Here is a 22,810-nt window from a genome sequence, read left to right on the forward strand (position 1 = left end):
CCACAGCATGACCGGCATCCCGCAATCCATGAACTTCATCAACTGCAGCGACAAGGGTGGTCCCGAGGTTCTGAAGCTAGACTCGATGCCGACACCGGAACCAGGCCCAGGGCAGGTGCTGATCAAGGTTGAGGCGGCAGGCGTCAATCGCCCCGATCTCTTACAACGTCAGGGCTTGTATCCTGCCCCCAAGGGTCACAGTGAGACCCTTGGGCTTGAAGCGGCTGGTACGGTGGTGGCCCTTGGCCCGAACACACATCACTTCAAGCCCGGCGACAAAGTCATGGCGCTGCTCAACGGCGGCGGTTACGCGCAGTATTGCCTTGCCGAGGAGGCGACATGCCTGCCAATACCTGACGGCCTGCCCATGATCCAAGCCGCCGCCGTGCCAGAAACCTTCTTCACGGTCTGGCACAATGTCTTCGAACGCGGCGGACTGAAGGCCGGCGAATGGTTCATGATCCACGGTGGCACATCCGGTATCGGTGTCACGGCCATCCAACTCGCCAAAGCCTTTGGTGCGAAGGTCATCGCCACAGCGGGATCGGATAGCAAATGCCAAGTCTGCAGCGAGCTCGGCGCGGATGCCGCGGTGAATTACAAAATGGACGACTTCGTCAGTGTCGTGAAAACTGTCACGGACAAACGCGGCGTCGATGTCATCTTGGACATGGTCGGCGGTGACTACATCGCCAAAAACATCGCCTCACTTGGAGACGATGGACGCCTCGTCAATATTGCCTATCAGAAGGGATCAAAGGCCGAAGTTGATTTCATGCGGGTCATGCTGAAGCGTCTGACGATTACCGGCTCCACACTTCGGATACGCCCAACTGACGTCAAAAGCCGCATTGCTCGTTCCCTCGAACAAAACGTGCTCCCGTTATTGGCTGACGGAAGCATCAAGGTCGTCATGGACTCGACCTTCCCTCTCAACGAAGCAAGCAAAGCCCATGCGCGCCTCGACCAAGGCGAACACATCGGCAAAGTCGTCCTGACGGTGTAGCGGGCGCTATAAGCTAGGTGGAGGGTCGCAAACGTGGCCCCTCCCAACGGGGGCCTACCAGCGCAACTCAGTCATAGCTGCAATAGGTCGGGCAGCAGGATCGGGAAATAACGTTTCGAGCTGGGCGGCATCCAAAACCGCTCCCCTTACCATATGCACGGCACTGGCAACGTAGACCGCTGCGATGTCTGCTGCGACGGCACCGGCGATATCCGTTTTCACGCCATCGCCGATAGCAAGCAAACGGTCCCGCGCGATCGGATGACCCTTGAGCGCAGCAAGCCGTTCCTCAGCCATACTGTAGATCGGCGCAAATGGCTTTCCGGCATAGGACACGTCTCCGCCGAGTTCCTCATAGGCGTTCGCCAACGCGCCTGCGCAATAGATGATACGCCCACCCCTTTCGACCCTGACATCGGGATTAGCGCACACCATCGGAAGCGTACGCTGCGCAAGACCAGAAAGCAGCTCCGCATAGTCAGTCGGAGTTTCACTCGTATCGTCGAACAAGCCGGAGCAAACGACGGCCTCAGCGCTTTCCGCGTCAACCAATTGAACATTGAGCCCGCCGTAGAGGCCAAGGTCCCGTTCGGGTCCAAGATGGAAGATCCCTTTTGAACCGAACGCTTCGATCAAGTGTCGTGTCGCGTCGCCCGACGTAACGATCACGTCGTAGGCATTGCGTGGAACACCAATCTGATCGAGCTGCGCCTGAACCCCCTCCATCGTCCGTGGGGAATTCGACAACAACAGTACCAGCCCGCCTTGGTGTCGGAAATTCTGACACGCAGTGACGGCCTCCGCATAGGGCGTAACGCCGTTGTGCATGACACCCCAGATGTCGACGAGCCATGCGTCCGTTTCAGCAGCAAGGGGCTCGATCGATCTGATTAGAGAGATCGACGCATGAGGGGAGGCTGTCATAGAGCTGTTACCGGAGATACTTGGAGAAGACACGTCGCGCAGAGTGCGGCGACGACAAAAGCCGCCACCGCACTAGCCTGGAACTGCAATAAAGATCAAGCCGCGACGTGACCGTTCTTCCCGGATTCGAGCGCGCCGCGCTTCACCGGTCGCGGCCCGCCAAACATATGGCCTTGGCCAAACAGAACGCCGAAGCCGAAGATGCGGGCGGCAACCTGCTCGTCGTCAATCCGGCCAACTACGAGCGTAAGCCCGATGTCAGCCAAATGGCGGCAAATATCCCGAGCCGGAATAAGCGTCTCGCCAGCCATCAAGCCATCGAGAAATACACTTGCATCAAGCTTGGCAAAGTCGAACCCGATAGCTTTGAGCTCCGCGAAATCCATATCGAGGTCCGTGACAGACCCAATCGCGTAGCGGAACCCGAGACTGGCCAGATCAGCCAACGTCGCGCGTTCCCGTTCTCCGAAGGCACGAACATCGGCCTGCGAGAAGGTCATAACCAGCTGACCGGAAAAGTTCTCACGGGCACGGTAAGCATTCTCGACGCCGTCCAGGAATTTGTCCGCGTTGAGGGACTCGCCGCTGATCTTCGAAAAGAGCGATCCTTGCCGTCCACGGCACTCAAGTTGCAAGGCCACCTGAGACGTCCGCTCAATATTGACCCGATCAATAATCGGCAGAATGGCGCGGCCCGCGTAACCGTCACGGTCGTCATAGACGTCCAGCACGTCACCGCGCTCATCGCGCAGCCTCAGGGACACTTCGAAATGACGCGGCTTGCGGTCCTTGAGGGTGAGAATCGGCTCCAGCAGAACATCAACCCGGCCGGCCACCAAAGCATCTTTAATCGACTGAATACGCACCTCACGGCCCGCAGGGGCTCCGCCACGCACAGGTTGATCCGTAGATCGCATCGAGTTTGCTGCCGATTTCAAGGCATCGACGGACTGGTTCACGGCTCCTTCCGAACGCCGGCGTCCAAAACCACCGTTCGCGGCTTCTGCAGCATTTACCTCGTCCGCAAGCTTCTTGATCATCGCCTGCAGCATTTCTACGTCGCCTTCCCGCGCACGGACTGCTGGCGTCGACGCGGCCAAGTCAGACGACCCGGCCGCGCGCGATTTTCCATCATCAGAGGAGAGAGAAGGAGAATTGCGCATGGGAGGCGGCTTGGCCAAATCTGCCGATAAGGGGGGCGGCACAACGGGCTGATGACCACGCACCCCATGACCTGGACTATCCCGGCGTGGCTCTGGCCGTGATGCAAACTCCGGCAATGCAAAGTCAGCTGTGCCAAATTCCGGACGATCCACGGGCGCGCCATCACCCCGGCGCCGAAGCCGGGGTGGAGAACCAACAGGTTTCGCCGAAAATCTGGGGTTGGCGTTGCGAGAACCACATCCACTGAGTTGGCGCCCAACTGCTCAATCTGATCTTCCAGTTGGGAAATCTGCGACTTCATCGCATAGACGGCCCTGCGCCCGCGCACGATCGCGTGCAGCGCCATCAAACAAATGAGAATCACCACGGACATCGTAAGTGACGTCCACACATCCAGACCGCCGTGCAGATGCGCTGCAGTGCCCAACGCAAACGTAAACAGCGCCATAGACACGAGAACAAGGGCTTCCGCAAACCGCCCTTTGCCGGCCGGCCTGGTCCTTCTTCCTTGCTGTGTCACTTCCATAACCTGAGGCCTCATCGACCGCGTAATTCCGATTCGCTTGCTTAGAAGCATCGGAAGACCTGTGAAAAATGGCAACGCTCCTAATCAACCCTGTCACCAGATTTCTTTAACTAGCGGCGACCTTTGCGCTACGTGACAGCGTCGATTGGCGGAAGTGCAACACTCATGCGGCCTACAGACCACTTTCCGAGCATTTAGCAATCCAAGCTCTACTCTTGACCTCAGGAGAGAGATTTCAAAGCCCCAAGCGCCCGGTCGCGAATGTCCGTCAGCTCGTCGATTGTCGCGATAAGCGACGGTGCTACGATCATCGTGTCGTTGATTACGCGCACATAAAGATCGTGATCATGGAAAGCCCGTTGCAGTAATTCATAACCGCGCACGCCCGGACCACGCGCTGATGGCTCAATATCGATGCCGCACATCAATCCGATCGGGCGGATATCGAGAACGATGGGCATGGATTGCATTTCCATCATCACGTCCGCAAACACCTCTTCCAATGTGCTGGCACGTTCGAACAACGCCTCATCGCGATAGATATCGAGCGTCGCCATCGCCGCTGCAGTCGCGAGAGGATGACCGGAATACGTATATCCGTGGAAGAACTCAGGCGCGTGTTCCGGTCCGGTCATCAGGGCTGCATGGATATCCCCGCACACAAGCGTGCCTGCAAACGGAACGGCACCGTTCGTCACGCCCTTCGCAAAGGCAATGATGTCTGGCGTAAGCCCATACCGCTCCGAAGCAAACCCATATCCCGTGCGGCCAAACGCCGTGATCACCTCATCGAAAATCAGAAGAATGCCGTGACGCTTGGTAATCTCGCGCAGCCGCTCCAGATACCCCTTGGGCGGCGGCAGGCACCCCGTCGACCCCGCGATCGGCTCGACAACAACCGCCGCGATATTGCTGGCGCCATGCAGCGCAACGAGTTGCTCAAGCTCATCGGCAAGTTCACGGCCCCACTCCGGCTCACCTATAGCAAACGACTGATGCTCCCGGTCATACGTACACCGGAGATGATCGATACCTGGGAGCAGCGTCCCAAAATCCCGCCGGTTTGCGGGCACACCACCCACCGACAAGCCGCCGAACCCGACACCGTGGTACCCGCGCTCCCGCCCGATAAAACGGGTGCGTTGGCCTTCTCCGCGTTGCCGGTGATACGCGAGCGCGATTTTCATCGCGGTATCCACGGCCTCACTGCCTGAATTTGAAAAGAAGACGTGATCCAGCCCCACCGGCGCGAGCGCTGTCAGCCGATTGGCCAGCTCAAACGCCTGCGGATGCCCGAACTGAAAAGCTGGAGCATAATCGAGGCGGTAAGCCGCCTCCTTGATCGCCGCCGCGATCTCTTCGCGGCCATGCCCGGCGTTGACGCAATAAAGCCCCGAGGTCGCATCGATGACCTGACGGCCGTCGCTCGTCGTGTAGTGCATGCCTTTGGCACTGACGACCATGCGCGGACGGCGCTGAAATGCACGATTTGCCGTGAACGGCATCCAATAGGCCGCAAGATCGCTCGGCTCATTCTTCAAGTGCTCTGCCACACGTATCATCCATGAGAGTTACGAAAGCGGACGGCATGAGCCGCCAAATCCACCCACTTCAATATCTTGGATCGAAATTAGCAGTATGACGATAAGTGGGATATGCGATCTTAGCGGAATACCCATCCACCGTTAATTCGTCGTCATGATCCAACGACACACGCCCCCGTCAGCCTCACGTAACGCCAGTGTTTGCGGGCCCTACCGGCTTCTCTGAACCGCCGAGGCAAATACAGCCGGACAATTCTCAGGCCTCTGCCCAATTCGTGCCACGCCGTGGCCAAGGCCCGCCCAGAATCGTCCCCTCATTTAGATCTCGTTAGCCGAATCGGCGTGCTATGGTCACGCCTGGGCGCACTCTTAAAAGTCCTGGCGTATCACGGAGGAGAACAGCCCTATGTTGATGAGTGTTGTTGACGAGTTGCATCTGGACGCCGTCTATCCTGAGTTGCAGGGGGCACGTGTCCTGATTACGGGATTGAGTGGCTCGTGCGGTATCGACATTGCGCGTGCGTTCGCCGACCATAGTGCCCGCCTCGTCGTACGTGCGGCTGAAGAAACTCCTGAAATTGATGAGATCGCAACGCTGCTGAACCAATCGGCGGCGGACCTTCGGCTGTTTACGGACCCGGACGCGGCGGACGCGAAGGGCGCCGTTGTGTTCACCCAGGGCCCCGCGCAGAAAGCCTTTGGCGGCCTCGATACCGTGATCAACCTCATCTCCGTCAGCCGTGAGGACTTCGCCGATTGCACTGATCTCGAGGACATCGAGAATGCGATCGCAGCTAAGATTTCCGCCATGACGCGCATGAGCCATGTGCTAGCGAACCGGATGCGCCTGACCCTGACCGAGGGCTCGATCCTCAACGTCATCGCGATGCCCCAAACAACCGACCCGGGCATGACCATGCTGCTCGGCATGCTGCGCACCGCCATCGCAGCTTATACGCGGCAGGAAGCAACGAAGTGGGCTGACAACGCGATCCGGATTAATTCAGTCGTGCCGAAGGCCGTCGACCCCTTCCAATATGACGACGACGAATGGTCGGACATGGGAGAGCCGGACGTTGCCGCGCTCGCCTTGTATCTCGCTTCCCGCAAAGGCAACCGCCTTTCAGGCCACATCTTTGAAGCGACGCAGATCACGACAGGGGGCCGGTAACGGCCTCGCTGTTCCCGACCCATCTCCGAGAAGGCCCCCGTTTTGGCTAACGGACGAAAGGACGACGCCAAATCGATGAACACCACCCAATTTCCACTTGCCGGTAAGTGCCGCTGCGGCAACGTCCACATTGAGATCGCGGCAGCTCCCATCATGACGTCGGCGTGCCACTGCCGGGGCTGCCAGCGAATGAGCGCCAGCGCCTATTCCCTGACAGCGATGGTCCCGGCGCAAGCTTTCCGCGTGACAGCCGGTGAACCGGAGAAGGGTGGCATCAAGGGCCCGCAACTCGATCACTACTTCTGTCCCGACTGCAAGACATGGATGTTTACACGCATTGTCGGCATGGCCGAAATCGTCAACGTCCGCCCCACGATGTTCGATGATTCGAACTGGAGCCGCCCCTTCATTGAGACGATGACAGCCGAGAAGCTGCCATGGGTGGAAACACCCGCGCGTTATAGCTACGAAGGTTTTCCACCGCCAGAAGACTTCCAGCGCCTTCTGGATGCGTTCACCGCCGACCAGTGAAACGCGGCGCTCGGGATCATTCCTTCCGCAAAATTTTGTCCATCGCTTTGCCCTGCGCCAGCTCATCGATGAGTTTGTCCAGGTAGCGGATTTCACGCATGGTCGGCTCTTCGATATCCTCCACGCGGACACCGCAAACCACGCCTTTGATCAAGGCGCGCGACGGATTGATTTTGGGAGCCTCAGCAAAGAACGCTTCGAAGTCCGTCTGCTTTTTCAGTTGAGCCTGAAGCTCCTTCTGGCCATAGCCCGTCAGCCAGGAGATGATCTGATCGACCTCCGCTTTCGTGCGCCCCTTCTTTTCTGCTTTCGCAACATAAAGCGGATAAACGCTCGCGAAGCTCATTTCATAGATCCGGTGTTTCGCCATGCGTTGCTACTCCTGGGCTCCCGTTGTTCAATTGTACTCTGTACTTGAGGGTGTACTCTGTGCTTGAGGGTTATGGGAGAACCTCTGACAAAGGCAGCCGCATCTTTGAAGCGACGCAGATTACGACAGAGGTTCGCAACGGCCTCGCTGATCCCGGCCTTTTCCAAGAAGCGCCAGAGGCGGGCCTAATCACCTTGTCAGCGAGTCGCAACGTCAGCATCGCTCGGCTTCAATCGACTGTAAGGCCGACACATAGATATCGGGTGGAACCGGCAGCCGCCAGTGGCGGCACGCCATTAGCACCACCGGCCAGTGGCCCGTCTGGATCGCGGAAAGTTCAGCGTGGCCACCTACACTCTTGCAAGCTTCGGCAACTCTCTCCAGGAGATCGCGACCTTCCTCCCGGATAGGCAGGTCTGTGACCGAGCTACCGTGGATGCCTGAGTTGACATAGAGGTGCACCTCAGAATCCGCGTCCGGCGTCCATAGCTGCATAGTGCAGTGCTCGAGCTTGTCCTCGCTCATCCGCGCCATCCGTGTTGCAAGATCGGGGCGTCCGAGCGCACGCGTCCACATCGCCAGCAAAGGCACCAGCGTACTGCCTGCTGTCGCCTCCTCAAAGTACCCCTGCGCCCGATCCCGCGGATGCTCGATCAAGTCGGTGTACTCCGTGAAACAGGTGGGATAGCGGCCGTTGAAACGCACGCAGAAATCATGACGATCGGCCATCGTCTCAAGCCAGCGTAGCACGCGGTGGCCATCGATCTCCCCGCCCCACAGGCAGAGAAGGAGGAAGAGGGTTATATCTGTTACTTGATCATCGCAGAGCGGCAGATGCAGCGCGCCATTACTCTCGATCATCGACATGCCAACATCAAGCAGGCGTGTCACTTGTTCCCTAATCCGCTCAACGACATCCTTGTCCTGCCTCCCGACAATCCAAGTGAGCAGCAGTCCCGTCATGGCAACACGCCCGAGCATGTCGAACAACTTCAAGCTGACATCAACTGCGGTTCGCGACGCAACCGCCATCGCAAGAGCGTCGCGGGCCATAACCGCCGGTGCTATTTTCTTGTCGATCAGCTCTGACGCGATGATCAGATGCACTTGGATCAGCTGATTAAAGACGCGCACAAGCGCGCGGTGCTCCTTTCCCGGGTTTCCGATAAGCGGCCTTAGTAGCTCCCAGGCGTTAAGTACGGCCAACTCGCTCGCCCGGTAGGGTGCCTCCAGATTTCCAGTATCGCGGCTCCAAACGTAGAGCACCCAAAGACAGATGTAGATCTGCCGGCCAGCACGCACACGCTGCTTGGCACTCGTTCCGGCAGCCTCACGCAGTCGCACGACAAGCTTCGCGAAGTGCCTGTACGCGACCTCGGGCTCGTCGAGCAACGCTACCGCCTTCTGGAAATCGGAGCGAAGCGGGCGCGGTAGGATCTCCTCGCGGAGGATACCTTCGAGAAGCAAGCTAGCAAGCTTGTCGCCGTTCCATTCCTCAAAACTAACCCGTTCGTTCGAATGGTCCTTGACGTAGCCCTCAAAGTTATCACGCACCTGCTCCTGCATGTCCCCGCCCATACACAGACAGATGATGACATGCAGCTTCGTATAGCGAGCCGGAATACGGTTGCGGATGTAGACGTCAAGAATCTCATTCAAGGAACTTCGCACGCCCTGGGGCGTGCCGTCCCAATCCTGGCGCGTGAGATCGCCTTTCTTGATGACAAACAGGTAAACTTTGCGCTCATCATTGACGGACGGACTCAGCGCCGCCACATCAACACCATTTTGCGTCGTCCCCCGACCAGGGCGCGAATAGACGGTGTAGCCAAGTTCGGACAGCAGGTCGGGCAAGATCGCATCAAGCTCCTCCCGCTCGCGCAGGGAAGCCAGATATTCTCTGAGAATCAACTTCATGATACCATCCGTTCCCCCCGGAACACGCGCAGAATCATGTCGAGACCGACTGGATCGACCGTTTCCATACGAGGCCACTCGACGCTATGCTCGAAAGTCTTCAGATCCATTTCGATCGTCCTCGTCACGCCCTCCGCTTCCTCGACGAGCGTGACCAGTCGGTTACCGTGTAAGAGCGTGGAGCGATGCACGAGCGTCCAGAGGATTGACTGGCTCTGCGCCTTCTTCGCCACCTCCCTGTTGAAGTCAATCATGCGGATGCGCTCAAGCTGCCGACGGTACCCTGACGGATGCAGCTCCTTGATCGTTCCGGCCTGCTCAAGACCAGTGAGATAGTTATCCGCGCGCGCCAAAACCGCCTTCACGTGGTCATGCGCTGCGTCAGCAGTCTCAATCCCCTCGAGATATTGGCGCATAGCGCCGCCGTAGTTGACCAACATCGGATCGAACAGAAGATCCTGGATCATTTTTGCGAGCTCACCCTGTGCAGTGCGCAACGCCGAGACAAGCAGCGATCCAGCAACGAGGGGCTGGAGAAATAGGTAGCCAACGGCCTTGCGGCACACAAAATAGATTTGCTGCTCGGTTAGGTCGAGCGCATTGAAATCAATCGTCATCGGTGCATCTTTGCGACCCTGCTTGCGCACGATATCCGTAAGCGCCTCGCAGAGATGCCGGTTGGCCGACAGAAGCCATTTTACGGCCATTTCGCCGAGCAACGGTGCATCATCGGTCACTGCCACCGCGAAACTTTTGAGTTGATCCGGTGCTATCGCTCCGTCCAAATGCACAACTAGGTCAGTGACAAACGTAACCGCCTGCTCTCCGAAGTTCTTGCGAAAAAGCTGATAGAGGGCCGTATCGAGACAGTCGATAGTTCCCTTGTTGCTCGGGTCGACACGGAGTAGAGCCGACAACAATAGTCGAACAAGGTCGGGATTAATACATCTTGTGGCTTCGAGAAGTGCGGCAACCGCTGCACGAAGGGTGAGGTCACCGCCGCCGGCAAGGGCCTTTCCGAGAACAGTCAATGCTTCGGGCGTCAGCTGCACACCTCCGCTCTCGAAGATTCGTACCACAGCACTAACGGTGTGCGCGCGAAGAACGTCGTCGCCGCTAGCCGTCAGCACCGAAGCCAACATGGCGACTGTCGCAGACCGGTCAGACACATTATCGTGTGGCAATCTGGACAGCGCAGTCAGCGCTGAGAGGCGCCGCTTATCGTCGAATTCCGCAACTACCTTGCGCGCGAGTGGAAGATCTTCCTTGGCCTGCAGCGCAAACGCTAGGTGAGCGGTCGCGAGCGCATCGCCACACCGCGCATCTTTGATGATTTCGTCCGCGCGGGCGGGATCCGCTGCGCACCAAGCTATGAGCGCGGTATTCGGCATATTCGCGGCCAGGTCTTCGCCTCCCGTCTCCACAAGCTTCGCTACGCATGCGAGCATCCGCGACACCTGAACATTCTCGAGCCGCGGCATTGCCCTGCAGTAGAAGTCCACCACCGGAAAAAAATCTTGCCGGGATAGCCGTGCATGGGAACCATCCTCGATGAGGGCGATCAGATCGATCCGACCTTCGTTGTGCCGCTGCACACACGCGTCAAGTAAAGCCGCACCATCGGACCCTCCCCACTCGATGCTCTCAAGCAGCATGCCGGCGCGAAACCGAGCCTCGATGGACTGCAGATCAATCGGCATGATTTATGCTTTCGCACGAAAATCTAATTCGCATTGGCTGCCTTCCATCGGTGATTCTTTTAAACGCAACACACCACATGATGACTTTTCAGCGCATTTGCCGCAATCAAGCGCCCCGCTTGCTATGCTGATAGAGTCAGTTCAACGTGTCTGCTGGCATCAAGCGAGTCGGCAACGCATTGACCGAGGATAATGCCAAGTACACCCCTACTCCCCCTGCGAAACCGCAGCCCCATTTCCTGAAGTAATGAACGTTGAAAGTCTCGCCAAGCGCTCCTCAAACTCGGAGAAGGTGGCACCTTTGGCCCCGCGCTCATGGGAGAGGACCTGCTGCGCGAAGGTTCGCATCGCGAATCTGCCAAAAACGCTAGCCAACGGACGTAGACAGCCTCGCCACTATCGCGAACTTGGCGCCATCATGTTCTCGACGATACCAGAGGTACTCGCGTCAAAACTCGCCTCACGCGCAGGATAACCCTCGAAGGATTTGACGAAGGTTTCCACAATGCCCAGCGCATGTGGTTCGCCCATGAGCGGTTTTCCTGCCCCTCGTCAAAACCGCGCGCCTCGGGGAAACGTTCGAAGTTTGCACTCGGAATGAACGTACCGCTCGTGTTATCCTCGCACGTTGCTCGTTTGACGCTTTTGCGAAATGCAGATCAGTAGAGGGCGGCCATGGAATTAATTGCGCAGTTGGCGGATTGGAGTCTGCTAGTCTTTGCGCTCTTATTGTTTGTCGTTGAAGTTATTGCCTACGTCACTGGATATCGGCTCGGTCAGCGTCAACGTGCGAACTCTAGTGGAGATGCTGAAGGCGTCGGGTTCATCGTCGGTGGCATACTGGGCCTACTTGCGTTCGTTCTGGCGCTCACTCTGTCTTATGCGAATACGCGTTTTGCGGAACGGCGGCACGCAACGCTGGAGGAGGCCAACGCAATAGGTACGGCTTGGCTGCGAGCCCAAGCAATTGATCACCCGCGCGGACACGAGATCGCCAAACGGCTCGAGGAATACACGCGTGAGCGCAAGCGCTTTCAGCAAGCCCATCGGCAGTCGGCCGAACTTGAAGAAAGTAACAAACGCACATCGAACCTGCAGGCTGAGATCTGGGAAGATATGGCCGCTATCTCGCGCGAGCGCACCGACCCAATCGTTGCCGCACTGATGCAAGCCCTCAATGACACTTTTGACATGAGCACCGCCCAACGCTTCGCTCACGAAGCAAAGTACCCACCGCAAATGTTCTGGCTGCTGATCGGGCTCGCGCTAATTTCGGTGAGCGCGCTTGGTTATCAGCTCGGTTTAAAGGGGCAAAAGACCCACCTTCTTGTCGGCATTCTGATAGCTGTTTGGACAGCAGTCATCGTTGTCATACTTGACATCAGCGCCCCAAGAATCGGGTCAATTCGCACTGGTACCGCCGTTTATGACTGGACGCTCGAGGGGTTTAAGGTAAACCCGTAAACGTCCCAGGTACTTATTTCCCCTGCGAAACTGCAGCCTCTGCGCCTGAAGCAATGGACGTAGACAGCCGCGCCAAGCGCTCTTCGAACTCAGAGAAGGTGACGCCCTTCGCGCCGCGCTTATGGAAAAAGACCTGCTGCGCGAAGGTTCGCATGGCCGATGTGCCAAGCGCCGCCGAGATCAATGAGTTGGGCAGTTGCTGATCGAGGCCGAAGCGCATCGCACGCTTGAGCAAAAAGCTTGGCAACTCCGGCGCTAGCGCAACATCAGGAGCAGGCCCCATATGCAGGAGATGGTCGGCAATCACCTGACCGGCGCGACGCCCGAAGTGGAAGGCAAGGCGAATGCCGCCGCCCGTCGCGGGCGACACCATGCCGGCAGCATCCCCCACGAGCATAACGCCATTCCCGGCCCACGGTTGCACCAATCCACCGCACGGGATGCGCCCGGCACGACGCCCCACCAGGCGCGCCTTGCCGAATTGAAAAATGCGGTCCGTATAGTTCAGGAACTTTCCTACGTCGGGACGCCGCCCGGGTCCGACGGCGAGACCCGCCTGGACGACGGTAGGCGCGGACGCGACCCAAGCCAGATAGCCGGCAGCGATCTCCGAGTTGAGAAAGCAGTGCAGGAAGCGCGGGTCGATATCGCAGAGCCCCTCGTACTCATACTCGACACCGGTGAGAAAGCGGCTGTTGCGCCCCAGCCCGAAGTGCCGGGCAACGGCCGAGCGCGATCCATCAGCCCCCAGAATATAACGGGCGCAGATGTTGAGGTTACTCAGCCGGAAGACGTCGCCTTCGCGAGCCGCGCCCTCAAAACGTGTCTTCCAGAGCAGATGCACTCCCGCCCGTTGCGCCTCGTCGGCCAGCCACCTCAGGAGGTTCGCCGTGTCGGTCGTCAGAAAGAAGTATCCCGGCGCGAAAAGATCCACGTGCTTGAGATTGGGGGCGTAGAGCCGGACGCCATAGACGCGACGGGTCAGCGCATGCGGGATGTCGATTTCCTCGACAGCTTCTTTGACAAGGATGCCGGTCGTCGCCACGCGATGGCCCGCGCCGTGCTTGGCATCAAGCACCGCCACCTTGAGGCCGCGCATCGCTGCCGTTCGCGCTGCGACGAGACCTGCGAAGCTGGCCCCGACGATAACGAGGTCATAGGACGCTGCGGCAGGCAACATGGCGGATCTCCCATCCAGACGTTGTCGATCAAGCGACGATGGAAGGAAATTACGCGGTATACGCGAAAAGAGTGGGGCTCGATGATGGCCGTTCTGCGTCAAGCGGAGGTAATGAGACGGGCTTTCCGCGTTTCGACAAACAAGCGGAAAGCCCTAGGGTCACGCGCCATGAGAGATGAGTCTTCAGGCCCGAGTTTCCTCTGCGGCGAGCACAGGATAGTCCGTATATCCGGCGCGGCCAGGCGTGTAGAACGTCGCTTCATCCGGCGCGTTGAGAGCCGCGCGACGGCGCACACGCTCCGGCAAGTCGGGGTTGGCAATAAAGCTCTGCCCGAACGCAACGGCAGCCGCCGTCCCTTCCGCGATCACAGCCGTAGCGCTGTCCGCATCGTATCCTCCAGCCACGATCATCGGACCGCTGAAACATCCGCGCGCCAGCGCCACCACATCTTCCTCGACCGTGTTCGCAGTCGGCCGCATCACATGCAGATAAGCAAGGTCACGCTTATCAAGTTCGGCGATGTACTTTTCATAAAGGGGCACCATCTCGTCTTCTTCGATGCCATTGAATTGGTGGCCCGGACTGACCCTCACCCCGACACGGTTGGATCCAACCTCGGCGATCACAGCGTCGATAACCTCAAGCGGCATCCGAATACGGTTTTCAATAGAACCGCCGTAACGATCCGCACGCTTGTTGACATTGGTGGAGAGAAACTGATGCAGCAGGTAGCCATTGGCACTGTGCACCTCGACACCGTCAAAACCGAGGTCGATGGCATGACGCGCCGCCGTCGCAAACTCCTTGGCGGTTGCACCAATCTCATCCGTCGCGAGCGCCCTTGGCACGTCGTGCGCGACGAAGCCGCTGGCGTCGGTGTAAATTTGCCCCGGAGCAGGCACCACGCTCGGCGCCACCACGTCGGCTTTCACGCCGCGATTAGCAGCAGCTGCGACACGACCGACATGCCAGATCTGACTGACAATCTTCGATCCTGCGCCATGCACCGCATCGACGATCTCTTTCCAGCGCACCATCTGGGCCTTGGTATGTAGTCCCGGCGTCCGGGGATAGCCCATCCCCTGAAATGAGGCCTGGGTCGCTTCCGTAATGATGAGGCCTGCGCCCGCGCGCTGAGCATAATATTCGGTCGCAAAATCTGCCGGCACACCCATCTCATTGGCACGAGAGCGCGTCAGGGGCGCCATGACAAATCTATTCTTGAGTTTCAATGCGCCGAGTTGGGTCGGCGTGAAAAGGACATCTGAAGCCATCGTGTTCATCCCCGGCTGGTTCTAAAAACTGTTCCGGCAAGATGACTCGCGGGATGGCCCACGAACGTCTCGCCACCGAGGGACGTAGGAAGCTGGTTCTTTAGTTCAATGATACCGAACAATAGAATAACCGTGAACAGCAAATGCCCGGCGGCGGCGCGACCGTTCCCAGGTTGGAAAAAATTAAGCTTTCATCCTTACCGAACTTGTCCTCTACGAGCTTAGGCCTCAAATCGGCATAATCGTCAGGTAGACGGCCATTAAAGCTGCAATCTTGCGGCCAAAGCCCTTGACAATATTCCCCAGCCTCCCTTATTCACGGCACGCCTGCTGGCACTCAAAGCAAGTGAGTGCTAACAGCGTCACCCAGATGGGTTGACCGGACGGCGTAGGCCGTGCCGCATTTTTCGTTTTTTGAACTCTCATTGAAGAGTTCCGCTTCAAAGCAAACGGAGCCTCCGCAATATGAAATTCCGTCCTCTTCACGATCGTGTCGTCGTAAAGCGCGTCGACAGCGAGACCAAGACTGCAGGTGGCATCATCATCCCTGACACCGCCGCGGAAAAGCCTCAAGAAGGCGAAGTCGTCGCGGTCGGCCCAGGCACCCGCGGTGATGACAACGAACTCATCGCCCTCGACGTCAAGAAGGGTGACCGCGTGCTGTTCGGCAAATGGTCGGGCACCGAAGTTAAGGTCGACGGCGTTGAGCTGTTGATCATGAAGGAAAGCGACATCATGGGCGTTATCGAGAAGTAAGCGCCCGGTCCCTCCTCAAATTTTGAATTCAATTCCTCCGGCCTGTTCCGGACCAAACTCTCCAGGAGACAGCAAACATGGCTGCTAAGGACGTACGCTTTTCGGCAGATGCCCGCGAGCGCATGCTGCGCGGCGTCGACATCCTCGCCAACGCGGTGAAGGTCACGCTCGGCCCCAAGGGTCGCAACGTCGTCATTGAAAAGTCTTTCGGTGCACCGCGCACTACGAAGGACGGCGTCACCGTTGCTAAGGAAATCGAACTCGAAGATAAGTTCGAGAACATGGGCGCACAGATGCTGCGCGAAGTCGCTTCCAAAACGAACGACATCGCTGGCGACGGCACCACCACCGCCACCGTTCTCGCACAGGCTATCGTTCGTGAAGGCCTGAAGTCGGTTGCCGCTGGTATGAACCCGATGGACCTGAAGCGCGGCATCGATAAGGCCGTTGTCCAGGTTGTCGAAATCATCGGCAAAAAGGCAAAGAAGGTCAAAGACTCGAACGAAATCACCCAGGTCGGCACCATTTCCGCAAACGGTGAAATCGAAATCGGCGAGATGATCGCTGAAGCAATGCAGAAAGTCGGCAACGAAGGCGTCATCACGGTTGAAGAAGCCAAGTCGCTCGAAACCGAACTCGACGTCGTCGAAGGCATGCAGTTCGACCGCGGTTACCTCTCGCCGTACTTCATCACGAACGCCGAGAAGATGATCGCCGAACTGGACGATCCTTATATCCTCATTCACGAGAAGAAGCTTTCCGGTCTCCAGCCTCTGCTCCCCGTTCTCGAAACGGTTGTGCAGACAGGCAAGCCTCTCCTCATCATTGCTGAGGACATCGAAGGCGAAGCCTTGGCGACCCTCGTCGTCAACAAGCTGCGTGGCGGCCTCAAGGTTGCTGCCGTCAAGGCTCCCGGCTTCGGCGATCGCCGCAAGGCCATGCTTGAGGACATCGCGACCCTCACGAACGGTCAGACGATTTCCGAAGACCTCGGCATCAAGCTCGAGAACGTCTCCATCGACATGCTGGGCCGTGCTAAGCGCGTGACCATCACGAAGGATGACACCACGATCGTTGACGGCGCAGGCAAGAAGAAGGACATCGAAGCCCGCGTTTCGCAGATCAAAGCACAGATCGAGGAAACGACGTCCGACTACGACCGTGAAAAGCTCCAAGAGCGTCTCGCAAAGCTGGCTGGTGGCGTTGCTGTCATCCGCGTCGGCGGAGCGACCGAAATCGAAGTTAAGGAGCGCAAGGACCGCGTTGACGACGCACTGAACGCGACCCGCGCAGCCGTTGAAGAGGGCGTTGTTCCTGGCGGCGGCGTCATGCTGCTCAAGGCATCCGCAGCCATCGACGTCGAAGGTGACAACGAGGACCAGGAAGCTGGCATCCAGATCGTTCGCCGCGCACTGCAGGCTCCGATCCGCCAGATCGCAGATAACGCTGGTGTTGAAGGCTCCATCGTCGTCGGCAAGGTGCTCGAAACTCGCGGTCAGTCGTTCGGCTATGACGCCCAGAACGACGAGTACGGCGACATGCTCGAAAAGGGCATCATCGACCCGGCTAAGGTTGTGCGCACCGCACTTCAGGACGCCGCTTCGATCGCCAGCCTGCTGATCACCACCGAAGCTGCTGTTGCTGAGGCTCCGAAGAAGGACGCTGGCCACAGCCATGGCGGCGGCGGCATGGGTGGAATGGGCGGCATGGGTGGAATGGACATGATGTAAGTCCATCCCCGCTCACTTTCTGAGCCATTACGATTTGGCCGTCCGCAGGAACCTCTTGCGGACGGCCATTTTTTTTCTCACGCGATGTTGATCTTCACGCACCCCACTGTCGTCGGGTCGAGATCCAGTTTTCACTAGAACGCCACAAATTTGCCATGCCAGCGCCCCGCGGCACCGCACAATCCGGCCCGTGGTTTGCCAGCTGAAAAGACCGTCAACAGCGGTTATGACAGGAGCGGGGACCTAGGCAGCACACAGCTGTAGGTCTGCACAAAAAAACATTATGCCCCGGAGAAATTACGTGCTGAGCGACTTGAGGAACATGCGCGCGCGAGCCCCCTTGCCCCGAGCCCGAACGCGTCCGATGGCATGCGATCATATTTGGAGAACCACCATTATAGTGGCGCTATGCGCGAGCGTCCCCATGTCGGCCATCGCGCAGCCCGCTGACGCACCAAGCCAGGTAAGGTTACAACTGAAAAGCCTCGCTTACCCAGTCGATGCCGAAGTGCTCTACGGCCTGTCCTCCGGACCAGGCGCCACCGCCACCAACGTTTCCGTGGCAACGCAGGCCGGCAGTGGCACGCGGACGTTCCTGGTGTCTCACCAGGGAACGCTCCGAATAACGCAGGCTGACGCACCAAACCTTCATCTTGAAAATATCAATTGCGAAGGGGCAGTCGCGAGCACTGACGTTGCTGCACGTATGGCCGTTCTAGCGATCGTTTCTGAAGACGCCGTGTCCTGCACATTTGCGAACAGCACCACGGTCGCAAGCGCCCCCCCAACAGATCAGACAGCGACTCTGACCCAACAGACCCTACAGCGAACAGCAACATCAATCGCGGGCAGCATGCCTGCTACGTCGAATCGTGTGTCAGAGCGTCTGTCCGCCTCCATGGTTCGCAAAATTCCGGTCCCGCAAGCAACGGGCCAATCCTCGAATGAAGAAAATCAGCGCACATCTTCATTGCAGATTCCGTTGACGGGAACCGCCGACGGCAATGCCGGCAACGCGAAATTTTCAACCGCGCTGTCCGACCTGGCCGACGCCAAGGCGCGCGAACAAGGCGAGAAGATCCGTGATAGCGGCTTGAACTTGCAAGGCATCACGGTCGCAAGATCCCGCTTCGACGGGTGGATTGAAGGAAATGCGGGTTACGTTCGCGATTCCCAAAACAACACCTCTGACGCATTCTCCAATCTCGCGCTTGGTGCGGACTATCGGCTCAACCAACGCTGGCTGCTCGGCATGATGGGCACTTATAACAATATCGATTCCGAGACGATTGCATCCGCTCCCGACATCAGCGGTAAAGGCTGGATGGCGGGCCCATATGCCGGCTATAAAATCAACCGCCAGATGTTTGTCAGCCTGAAAGCTTTGCGAGGCGTTGGAGAAACCAGATACTTCGCATCACCCGATAGCGCGTTGACGGCCGATGGCCTCGAAACAAACCGCTGGCTACTCGACGCGACGCTCTCCGGCAACTTGAAGTCTGGCAATTGGACCTTGAGCCCTACCGCGCAATTCAGCCATTTTGCCGAACAGGGCCATCAAGTCGTCGGCGGCGATTCAACAATCCGAGCAAAAGCCGATAGCGAACGCTTCCTCATCGGTCCGCAAATCTCTTACGAGTTCGCCCCCTCTCAATCCACGCGCGTCACGCCGCGTGCCGCCGTCAAAGCCCTTTGGCAAACGGAAGACATCAGTATCGATGAAGAGGCGATGGAAACTTTGAAAAACGAAAGCCTCAGTGCACGCGTAGAAGCCGGAATTGCTGTGACGTCCCCTGAAGCCAAATTGGACTTTTCAGGAAGCCTGGAAGGATTTGGTGGTGATGAAACCAGCAAGGCTGCTACCGGCAAGGCCACGCTGTCTGTGCCGCTGAACTAAGAGAAATAAGAGTGTTTAACCCCATCCTGGCGTCAGTGACGGCGCCAAGTCTCACATATATGCGATCATCGTTTTGCGCAGTCCGCCAGCATCTTGTCACGCTGTTGCGCCGATTCTTTCATCGCTGACGGCGAAACGCTGGCGCACCATTGCATGTGCTCAGGCACGTTGGAATGCCAAGCCGGGCCGGTAAAACCACACCTCAACCGTTCGTTTTCCTGCTGTTGCTTAAGTGCAGTTGCCGCATACCATTTGCAGCTCGACTGCGCCTGCGCGGCAGCTGGTAACAGCATCGTCCCCGCCGCAATAGCACTCATCACAAATGCAGTCGTCATCCGAACCAAAGTCATATCCCGTGATCCTCGCCCGGTCGTTGTAATAGTGGAGTTCACTACGAACTCCTCGGTGTTGCCGTACATCATTCGCTCTTATCGCTGACCGGAGTGGCCCAATCTAACCCGTTTCTCCACCGAAACGCGCTGAAGGCAGCTCCATTGATAAGCTCAGCGGCGACTGATGCCAGCATGCAACACCTCGTTATGGGCAAGAGTACAACGGCCAATGTGAACCGCGACTGAATTCCCCTCAGCTACTCCTGAAGCGAAAAAACGGCGGGAATTGAGGCACTACGCGATGTTTGTTCCACAGCTGGAGCGGCTTGTTGCATCTCATAGCGAGACGGAATCGCGTACACCATCGGTTCCGATCCCGAACCTCCCGCCTTTGCGAGTCCCATGGTTGTCGCCCACACCAGCGCAAAATCAACGCTTCATGCACCCGACATGGACTCTGCGCAACGCATCCTCGAAGATGTGTTCGGCTATAAGCACTTCCGTTCGCACCAGAATGCGATCATCGGGACGTTGCTGAACGGTGGGGATGTTCTGGCCCTCATGCCTACGGGCGGTGGCAAGTCACTATGCTACCAGATCCCGGCATTGGCACGTAACGGAACGGGCGTCGTCGTCTCGCCCCTCATCGCTCTCATGCAGGATCAGGTTGACGCCCTTAAGATCCTGGGCGTTAACGCCGCTTACCTCAATTCGACCCAAACTTCTGCCGAACAACGCGAAATTGCGGCCTCCATTTCGCGAGGCGAACTCGATCTTCTGTATGTTGCGCCGGAGCGCCTGCTTCAGGACCGTACGCTCACCCTTCTCGAACGCGCCGACATTGCCCTCTTCGCAATCGATGAAGCGCACTGCGTCTCACAGTGGGGTCATGACTTCCGCCCCGAATATCGCCAGCTCAAAGTGTTGGCCGAGCGGTTCCCGAATGTGCCCCGTATCGCATTAACGGCCACGGCGGACGAGCGCACACGCGACGAAATCATCACTGAGCTTCGTCTAGAAAAGGCCGATCGTTACATCGCCAGCTTCGATCGCCCAAACATCCGCTACCGTATCGCCGAAATTGGCTCGGTCAGCGCTCGCGAACGGCTCTGGAATTTCATCGAATCCGAACACCCAAAAGATGCCGGCGTCGTCTATTGCCTATCGCGCCGTGCCGTGGAAGAGACCGCCGCGTGGCTTCAGCGTAAGGGCCGCGAAGCGCTCGCATACCATGCGGGCCTGCCGGCCGAGACACGCGCCAGTGCTCAATCGCGCTTCCTCAATGAAGATGGCCTTATCATTGTCGCCACCATCGCCTTTGGCATGGGGATCGACAAACCTGACGTCAGGTTTGTCGGCCACCTCAGCCTGCCGAAATCCATCGAAGCCTATTATCAGGAAACCGGCCGCGCTGGCCGCGACGGAGAACCTGCCAACGCGTGGCTGGCTTACGGTCTGCAAGATATCATCCAGCAACGCCAATGGATCGCGGCGAGTGAAGGCTCGGAGGCTTTCAAACAAGTTCAACGGGGAAAGTTGGACGCGCTGATTGGGTTGGCCGAAAGCCCTGGTTGCCGCCGGCAAGCGCTGCTCTCCTATTTCGGAGAGACGCTGAGCGAGCCCTGCGGAAACTGCGACAACTGTTTGGAGCCCCCAGCAACCACGGACGGCACCGTTCTCGCGCAGAAGGCCCTCTCGACCGTCTACCGCACCGGCCAAAGATTCGGTGTTGGCTACCTGATCGACATCCTCTCAGGCAAAGCCGAAGAGCGCGCAATTCGGCTCTCTCACGACAAGCTCTCCGTGTTCGGGATCGGCAAAGATGTGGACGCTACAGAATGGCGCGGCCTGTTTCGTCAACTCGTCGCTGCCGGCTTGTTAACCGGCGACGAAGAAGGACGTGGGACTTTGGCCCTCACAGACAAGGCGCGTCCGTTATTGCGCGGCGAACAAACGTTCCTGATGCGCGCGGCAGCTCCCGCACGACCACGAGCGAAATCTCGAAGCAGCCAAGGCGCACCGAAGCTCACGGTCTCCGAAACGGACCAGCCGTTGTTTGAAGCGCTCAAGGCACTGCGCATACGCCTAGCCAGCGCGGCTAAAGTGCCCCCTTACGTCATCTGTCATGACCGTACGTTGGCCGAACTCGCACAATTAAAACCGGCAACGCTCGACGCTCTCAATAACATCACCGGCCTTGGAGCCAGCAAGATACGCCGCTACGGTGACGCCTTGATCCAGACAATTACAAATTTCCAACCCCATCCCATGCTGCAAAACAGGCTGGGTGCCAGCGTCAACGCAACATTGGCCTTGCATATTCAGGGGCTCGCCCCAGAAGCGATTGCCGCTGAGCGCAAGATTGAACTAGCGACCGTACACGGCCATTTCGCAGACGCCATCGAAGCCGGACTGCTGACTGCCGAAGACGTACTTGAGCTCGACGCATCGGATATCGATGAGATCCACGCCGTCTTTGACCGTCTCGACACACTGGAAACAGGCAAGCTCGGACCAGCCTATGCAGCGCTCGACAGCCGCTACGATTACGGTGTCCTGAAATGTATTCTGGCAGAACTTGCCTGAACCCACGCGCTTAATGCTTACGCTTCCAGCCTGGCCATAATCTCATTTTGCGCTTGGCGCGTACTAGGCGTCCACTGGGCAACATTCGAGGCAACAAAGTTCGCCTGGGATTTCAAAATGACCCCGTCGTCAAGAATCTTCAGGCCGTTCGCGCGAAGCGTTGTGCCTGTCGACGTGATATCGACAATGAGGTCCGCGCTTCCAGCCGCAGGCGTGCCTTCCGTCGCCCCAAGACTCTCGACAATGCGGTAGTCGGTGAAGCCCTTCGCGGAGAAAAAACGACGCGTCAGATTCACATACTTCGTAGCGACGCGGAACCAACGGCCGTGACTTTCCCGAAACCCACCCGCAATCTCATCCAGATCCGCCATAGTGGAAACGTCGAGCCAGCATTGAGGAACAGCAACAACGACATCGGCGAAACCGAAGCCTAACGGCTTAAGAAGCTCGACGCGTGTTTTCCAATCGGAAATCCGCTCGCGAACGAGATCTTCCCCGGTAACGCCCAAATGCGCCTTGCCGGATTTGAGGTTCGCCGCAATTTCTGAAGCTGACACGAACGCGACATCTACGTTAGCAAACCCTTCAATCTCTCCGCGATAACCGCGCTCATTGCCGGTCTTGCGCACATTGAGCCCGCTCTCGCGGAATAGCTCCAGGGTCTGCTCCATGAGCCGCCCCTTTGAGGGCAGCGCAATCTGCAAGCGTGTAGTCAAAGCCTCGCCTTCTTTACCCAT

General features: G+C 58.1%; 20 protein-coding genes. 8 read left to right on the top strand and 12 right to left on the bottom strand.

What is annotated here, in order from left to right; genetic code table 11:
• Positions 1–7: 7 nt before the first annotated feature.
• Entirely contained in the window at positions 8–1,006 is a 999-nt protein-coding gene (locus K5845_RS04765; RefSeq protein WP_287958490.1) for an NAD(P)H-quinone oxidoreductase, read from the top strand.
• A gap of 54 nt (positions 1,007–1,060) precedes the next feature.
• Here K5845_RS04765 and K5845_RS04770 read toward each other — a convergent pair whose 3' ends face one another.
• The 4 genes from K5845_RS04770 to aptA all read right to left on the bottom strand — a co-directional run bounded on the left by K5845_RS04770 (position 1,061) and on the right by aptA (position 5,173).
• Complete coding sequence (locus K5845_RS04770) at positions 1,061–1,930, bottom strand: TIGR01459 family HAD-type hydrolase (RefSeq protein ID WP_287958491.1); 870 nt, start codon at positions 1,928–1,930, stop codon at positions 1,061–1,063.
• Positions 1,931–2,025: 95 nt separating this feature from the next.
• A complete protein-coding gene (locus K5845_RS04775) occupies positions 2,026–2,982 on the bottom strand; it encodes an EAL domain-containing protein (RefSeq protein ID WP_287958492.1) in 957 nt (318 codons plus the stop codon).
• Positions 2,983–2,984: 2 nt separating this feature from the next.
• Positions 2,985–3,620, bottom strand: coding sequence for a hypothetical protein (locus K5845_RS04780; RefSeq protein ID WP_287958493.1), 636 nt, complete (start codon positions 3,618–3,620; stop codon positions 2,985–2,987).
• Positions 3,621–3,841: 221 nt separating this feature from the next.
• Complete coding sequence (gene aptA / locus K5845_RS04785; protein WP_502814123.1) at positions 3,842–5,173, bottom strand: omega-aminotransferase AptA; 1,332 nt, start codon at positions 5,171–5,173, stop codon at positions 3,842–3,844.
• A gap of 397 nt (positions 5,174–5,570) precedes the next feature.
• Here aptA and K5845_RS04790 point away from each other — a divergent pair, with 397 nt between their 5' ends.
• Positions 5,571–6,335 carry an SDR family oxidoreductase gene (locus K5845_RS04790; RefSeq protein WP_046475588.1) on the top strand — a complete coding sequence of 255 codons (765 nt, stop codon included), beginning with the start codon at positions 5,571–5,573 and terminating at the stop codon, positions 6,333–6,335.
• A gap of 75 nt (positions 6,336–6,410) precedes the next feature.
• Entirely contained in the window at positions 6,411–6,866 is a 456-nt protein-coding gene (locus K5845_RS04795) for a GFA family protein (RefSeq protein ID WP_046475586.1), read from the top strand.
• A 16-nt stretch (positions 6,867–6,882) separates the two neighbouring features.
• Here the strand turns inward: K5845_RS04795 and K5845_RS04800 are convergent, their stop codons facing one another.
• From K5845_RS04800 to K5845_RS04815, 4 genes are all read right to left on the bottom strand, one after another.
• Positions 6,883–7,236, bottom strand: coding sequence for a DUF2200 domain-containing protein (locus tag K5845_RS04800; protein WP_287958495.1), 354 nt, complete (start codon positions 7,234–7,236; stop codon positions 6,883–6,885).
• A gap of 213 nt (positions 7,237–7,449) precedes the next feature.
• Positions 7,450–9,153: a hypothetical protein gene (locus tag K5845_RS04805; protein ID WP_287958496.1), complete on the bottom strand. Its 1,704-nt coding sequence runs from the start codon at positions 9,151–9,153 to the stop codon at positions 7,450–7,452.
• Entirely contained in the window at positions 9,150–10,853 is a 1,704-nt protein-coding gene (locus K5845_RS04810; RefSeq protein WP_287958497.1) for a hypothetical protein, read from the bottom strand. Before K5845_RS04810 ends, K5845_RS04805 begins: the two co-directional genes overlap by 4 nt.
• A 396-nt stretch (positions 10,854–11,249) precedes the next feature.
• Positions 11,250–11,384: a hypothetical protein gene (locus tag K5845_RS04815; RefSeq protein ID WP_287958498.1), complete on the bottom strand. Its 135-nt coding sequence runs from the start codon at positions 11,382–11,384 to the stop codon at positions 11,250–11,252.
• Positions 11,385–11,528: 144 nt separating this feature from the next.
• On the opposite strand from K5845_RS04815, the gene K5845_RS04820 reads away from it, so the two are divergent.
• On the top strand, positions 11,529–12,317 hold the full coding sequence (locus K5845_RS04820; RefSeq protein WP_287958499.1) for a bestrophin-like domain: 789 nt from the start codon (positions 11,529–11,531) through the stop codon (positions 12,315–12,317).
• 13 nt (positions 12,318–12,330) lie between these two features.
• Here K5845_RS04820 and K5845_RS04825 read toward each other — a convergent pair whose 3' ends face one another.
• Complete coding sequence (locus tag K5845_RS04825) at positions 12,331–13,497, bottom strand: NAD(P)/FAD-dependent oxidoreductase (protein WP_287958500.1); 1,167 nt, start codon at positions 13,495–13,497, stop codon at positions 12,331–12,333.
• Positions 13,498–13,680: 183 nt separating this feature from the next.
• On the bottom strand, positions 13,681–14,772 hold the full coding sequence (locus tag K5845_RS04830) for an alkene reductase (RefSeq protein WP_287958501.1): 1,092 nt from the start codon (positions 14,770–14,772) through the stop codon (positions 13,681–13,683).
• A gap of 465 nt (positions 14,773–15,237) precedes the next feature.
• On the opposite strand from K5845_RS04830, the gene K5845_RS04835 reads away from it, so the two are divergent.
• From K5845_RS04835 to K5845_RS04845, 3 genes are all read left to right on the top strand, one after another.
• On the top strand, positions 15,238–15,528 hold the full coding sequence (locus K5845_RS04835; protein WP_046475572.1) for a co-chaperone GroES: 291 nt from the start codon (positions 15,238–15,240) through the stop codon (positions 15,526–15,528).
• Between the two features lie 77 nt (positions 15,529–15,605).
• On the top strand, positions 15,606–17,258 hold the full coding sequence (gene groL, locus K5845_RS04840) for a chaperonin GroEL (protein ID WP_046475566.1): 1,653 nt from the start codon (positions 15,606–15,608) through the stop codon (positions 17,256–17,258).
• A gap of 424 nt (positions 17,259–17,682) precedes the next feature.
• Positions 17,683–19,155 carry an autotransporter outer membrane beta-barrel domain-containing protein gene (locus K5845_RS04845; RefSeq protein ID WP_170832431.1) on the top strand — a complete coding sequence of 491 codons (1,473 nt, stop codon included), beginning with the start codon at positions 17,683–17,685 and terminating at the stop codon, positions 19,153–19,155.
• A 65-nt stretch (positions 19,156–19,220) separates the two neighbouring features.
• Here K5845_RS04845 and K5845_RS04850 read toward each other — a convergent pair whose 3' ends face one another.
• On the bottom strand, positions 19,221–19,577 hold the full coding sequence (locus tag K5845_RS04850; RefSeq protein ID WP_090227717.1) for a hypothetical protein: 357 nt from the start codon (positions 19,575–19,577) through the stop codon (positions 19,221–19,223).
• Positions 19,578–19,889: 312 nt separating this feature from the next.
• Here K5845_RS04850 and recQ point away from each other — a divergent pair, with 312 nt between their 5' ends.
• Entirely contained in the window at positions 19,890–22,073 is a 2,184-nt protein-coding gene (recQ, locus tag K5845_RS04855) for a DNA helicase RecQ (protein WP_046475556.1), read from the top strand.
• Between the two features lie 17 nt (positions 22,074–22,090).
• Here recQ and hisG read toward each other — a convergent pair whose 3' ends face one another.
• Positions 22,091–22,810 (bottom strand): ATP phosphoribosyltransferase, encoded by a 720-nt coding sequence (gene hisG, locus K5845_RS04860; protein ID WP_046475551.1) that lies wholly within the window; start codon positions 22,808–22,810, stop codon positions 22,091–22,093.

The organism is Filomicrobium sp., from assembly GCF_025698805.1.
Taxonomy (GTDB): Bacteria; Pseudomonadota; Alphaproteobacteria; order Rhizobiales; family Hyphomicrobiaceae; genus Filomicrobium; species Filomicrobium insigne.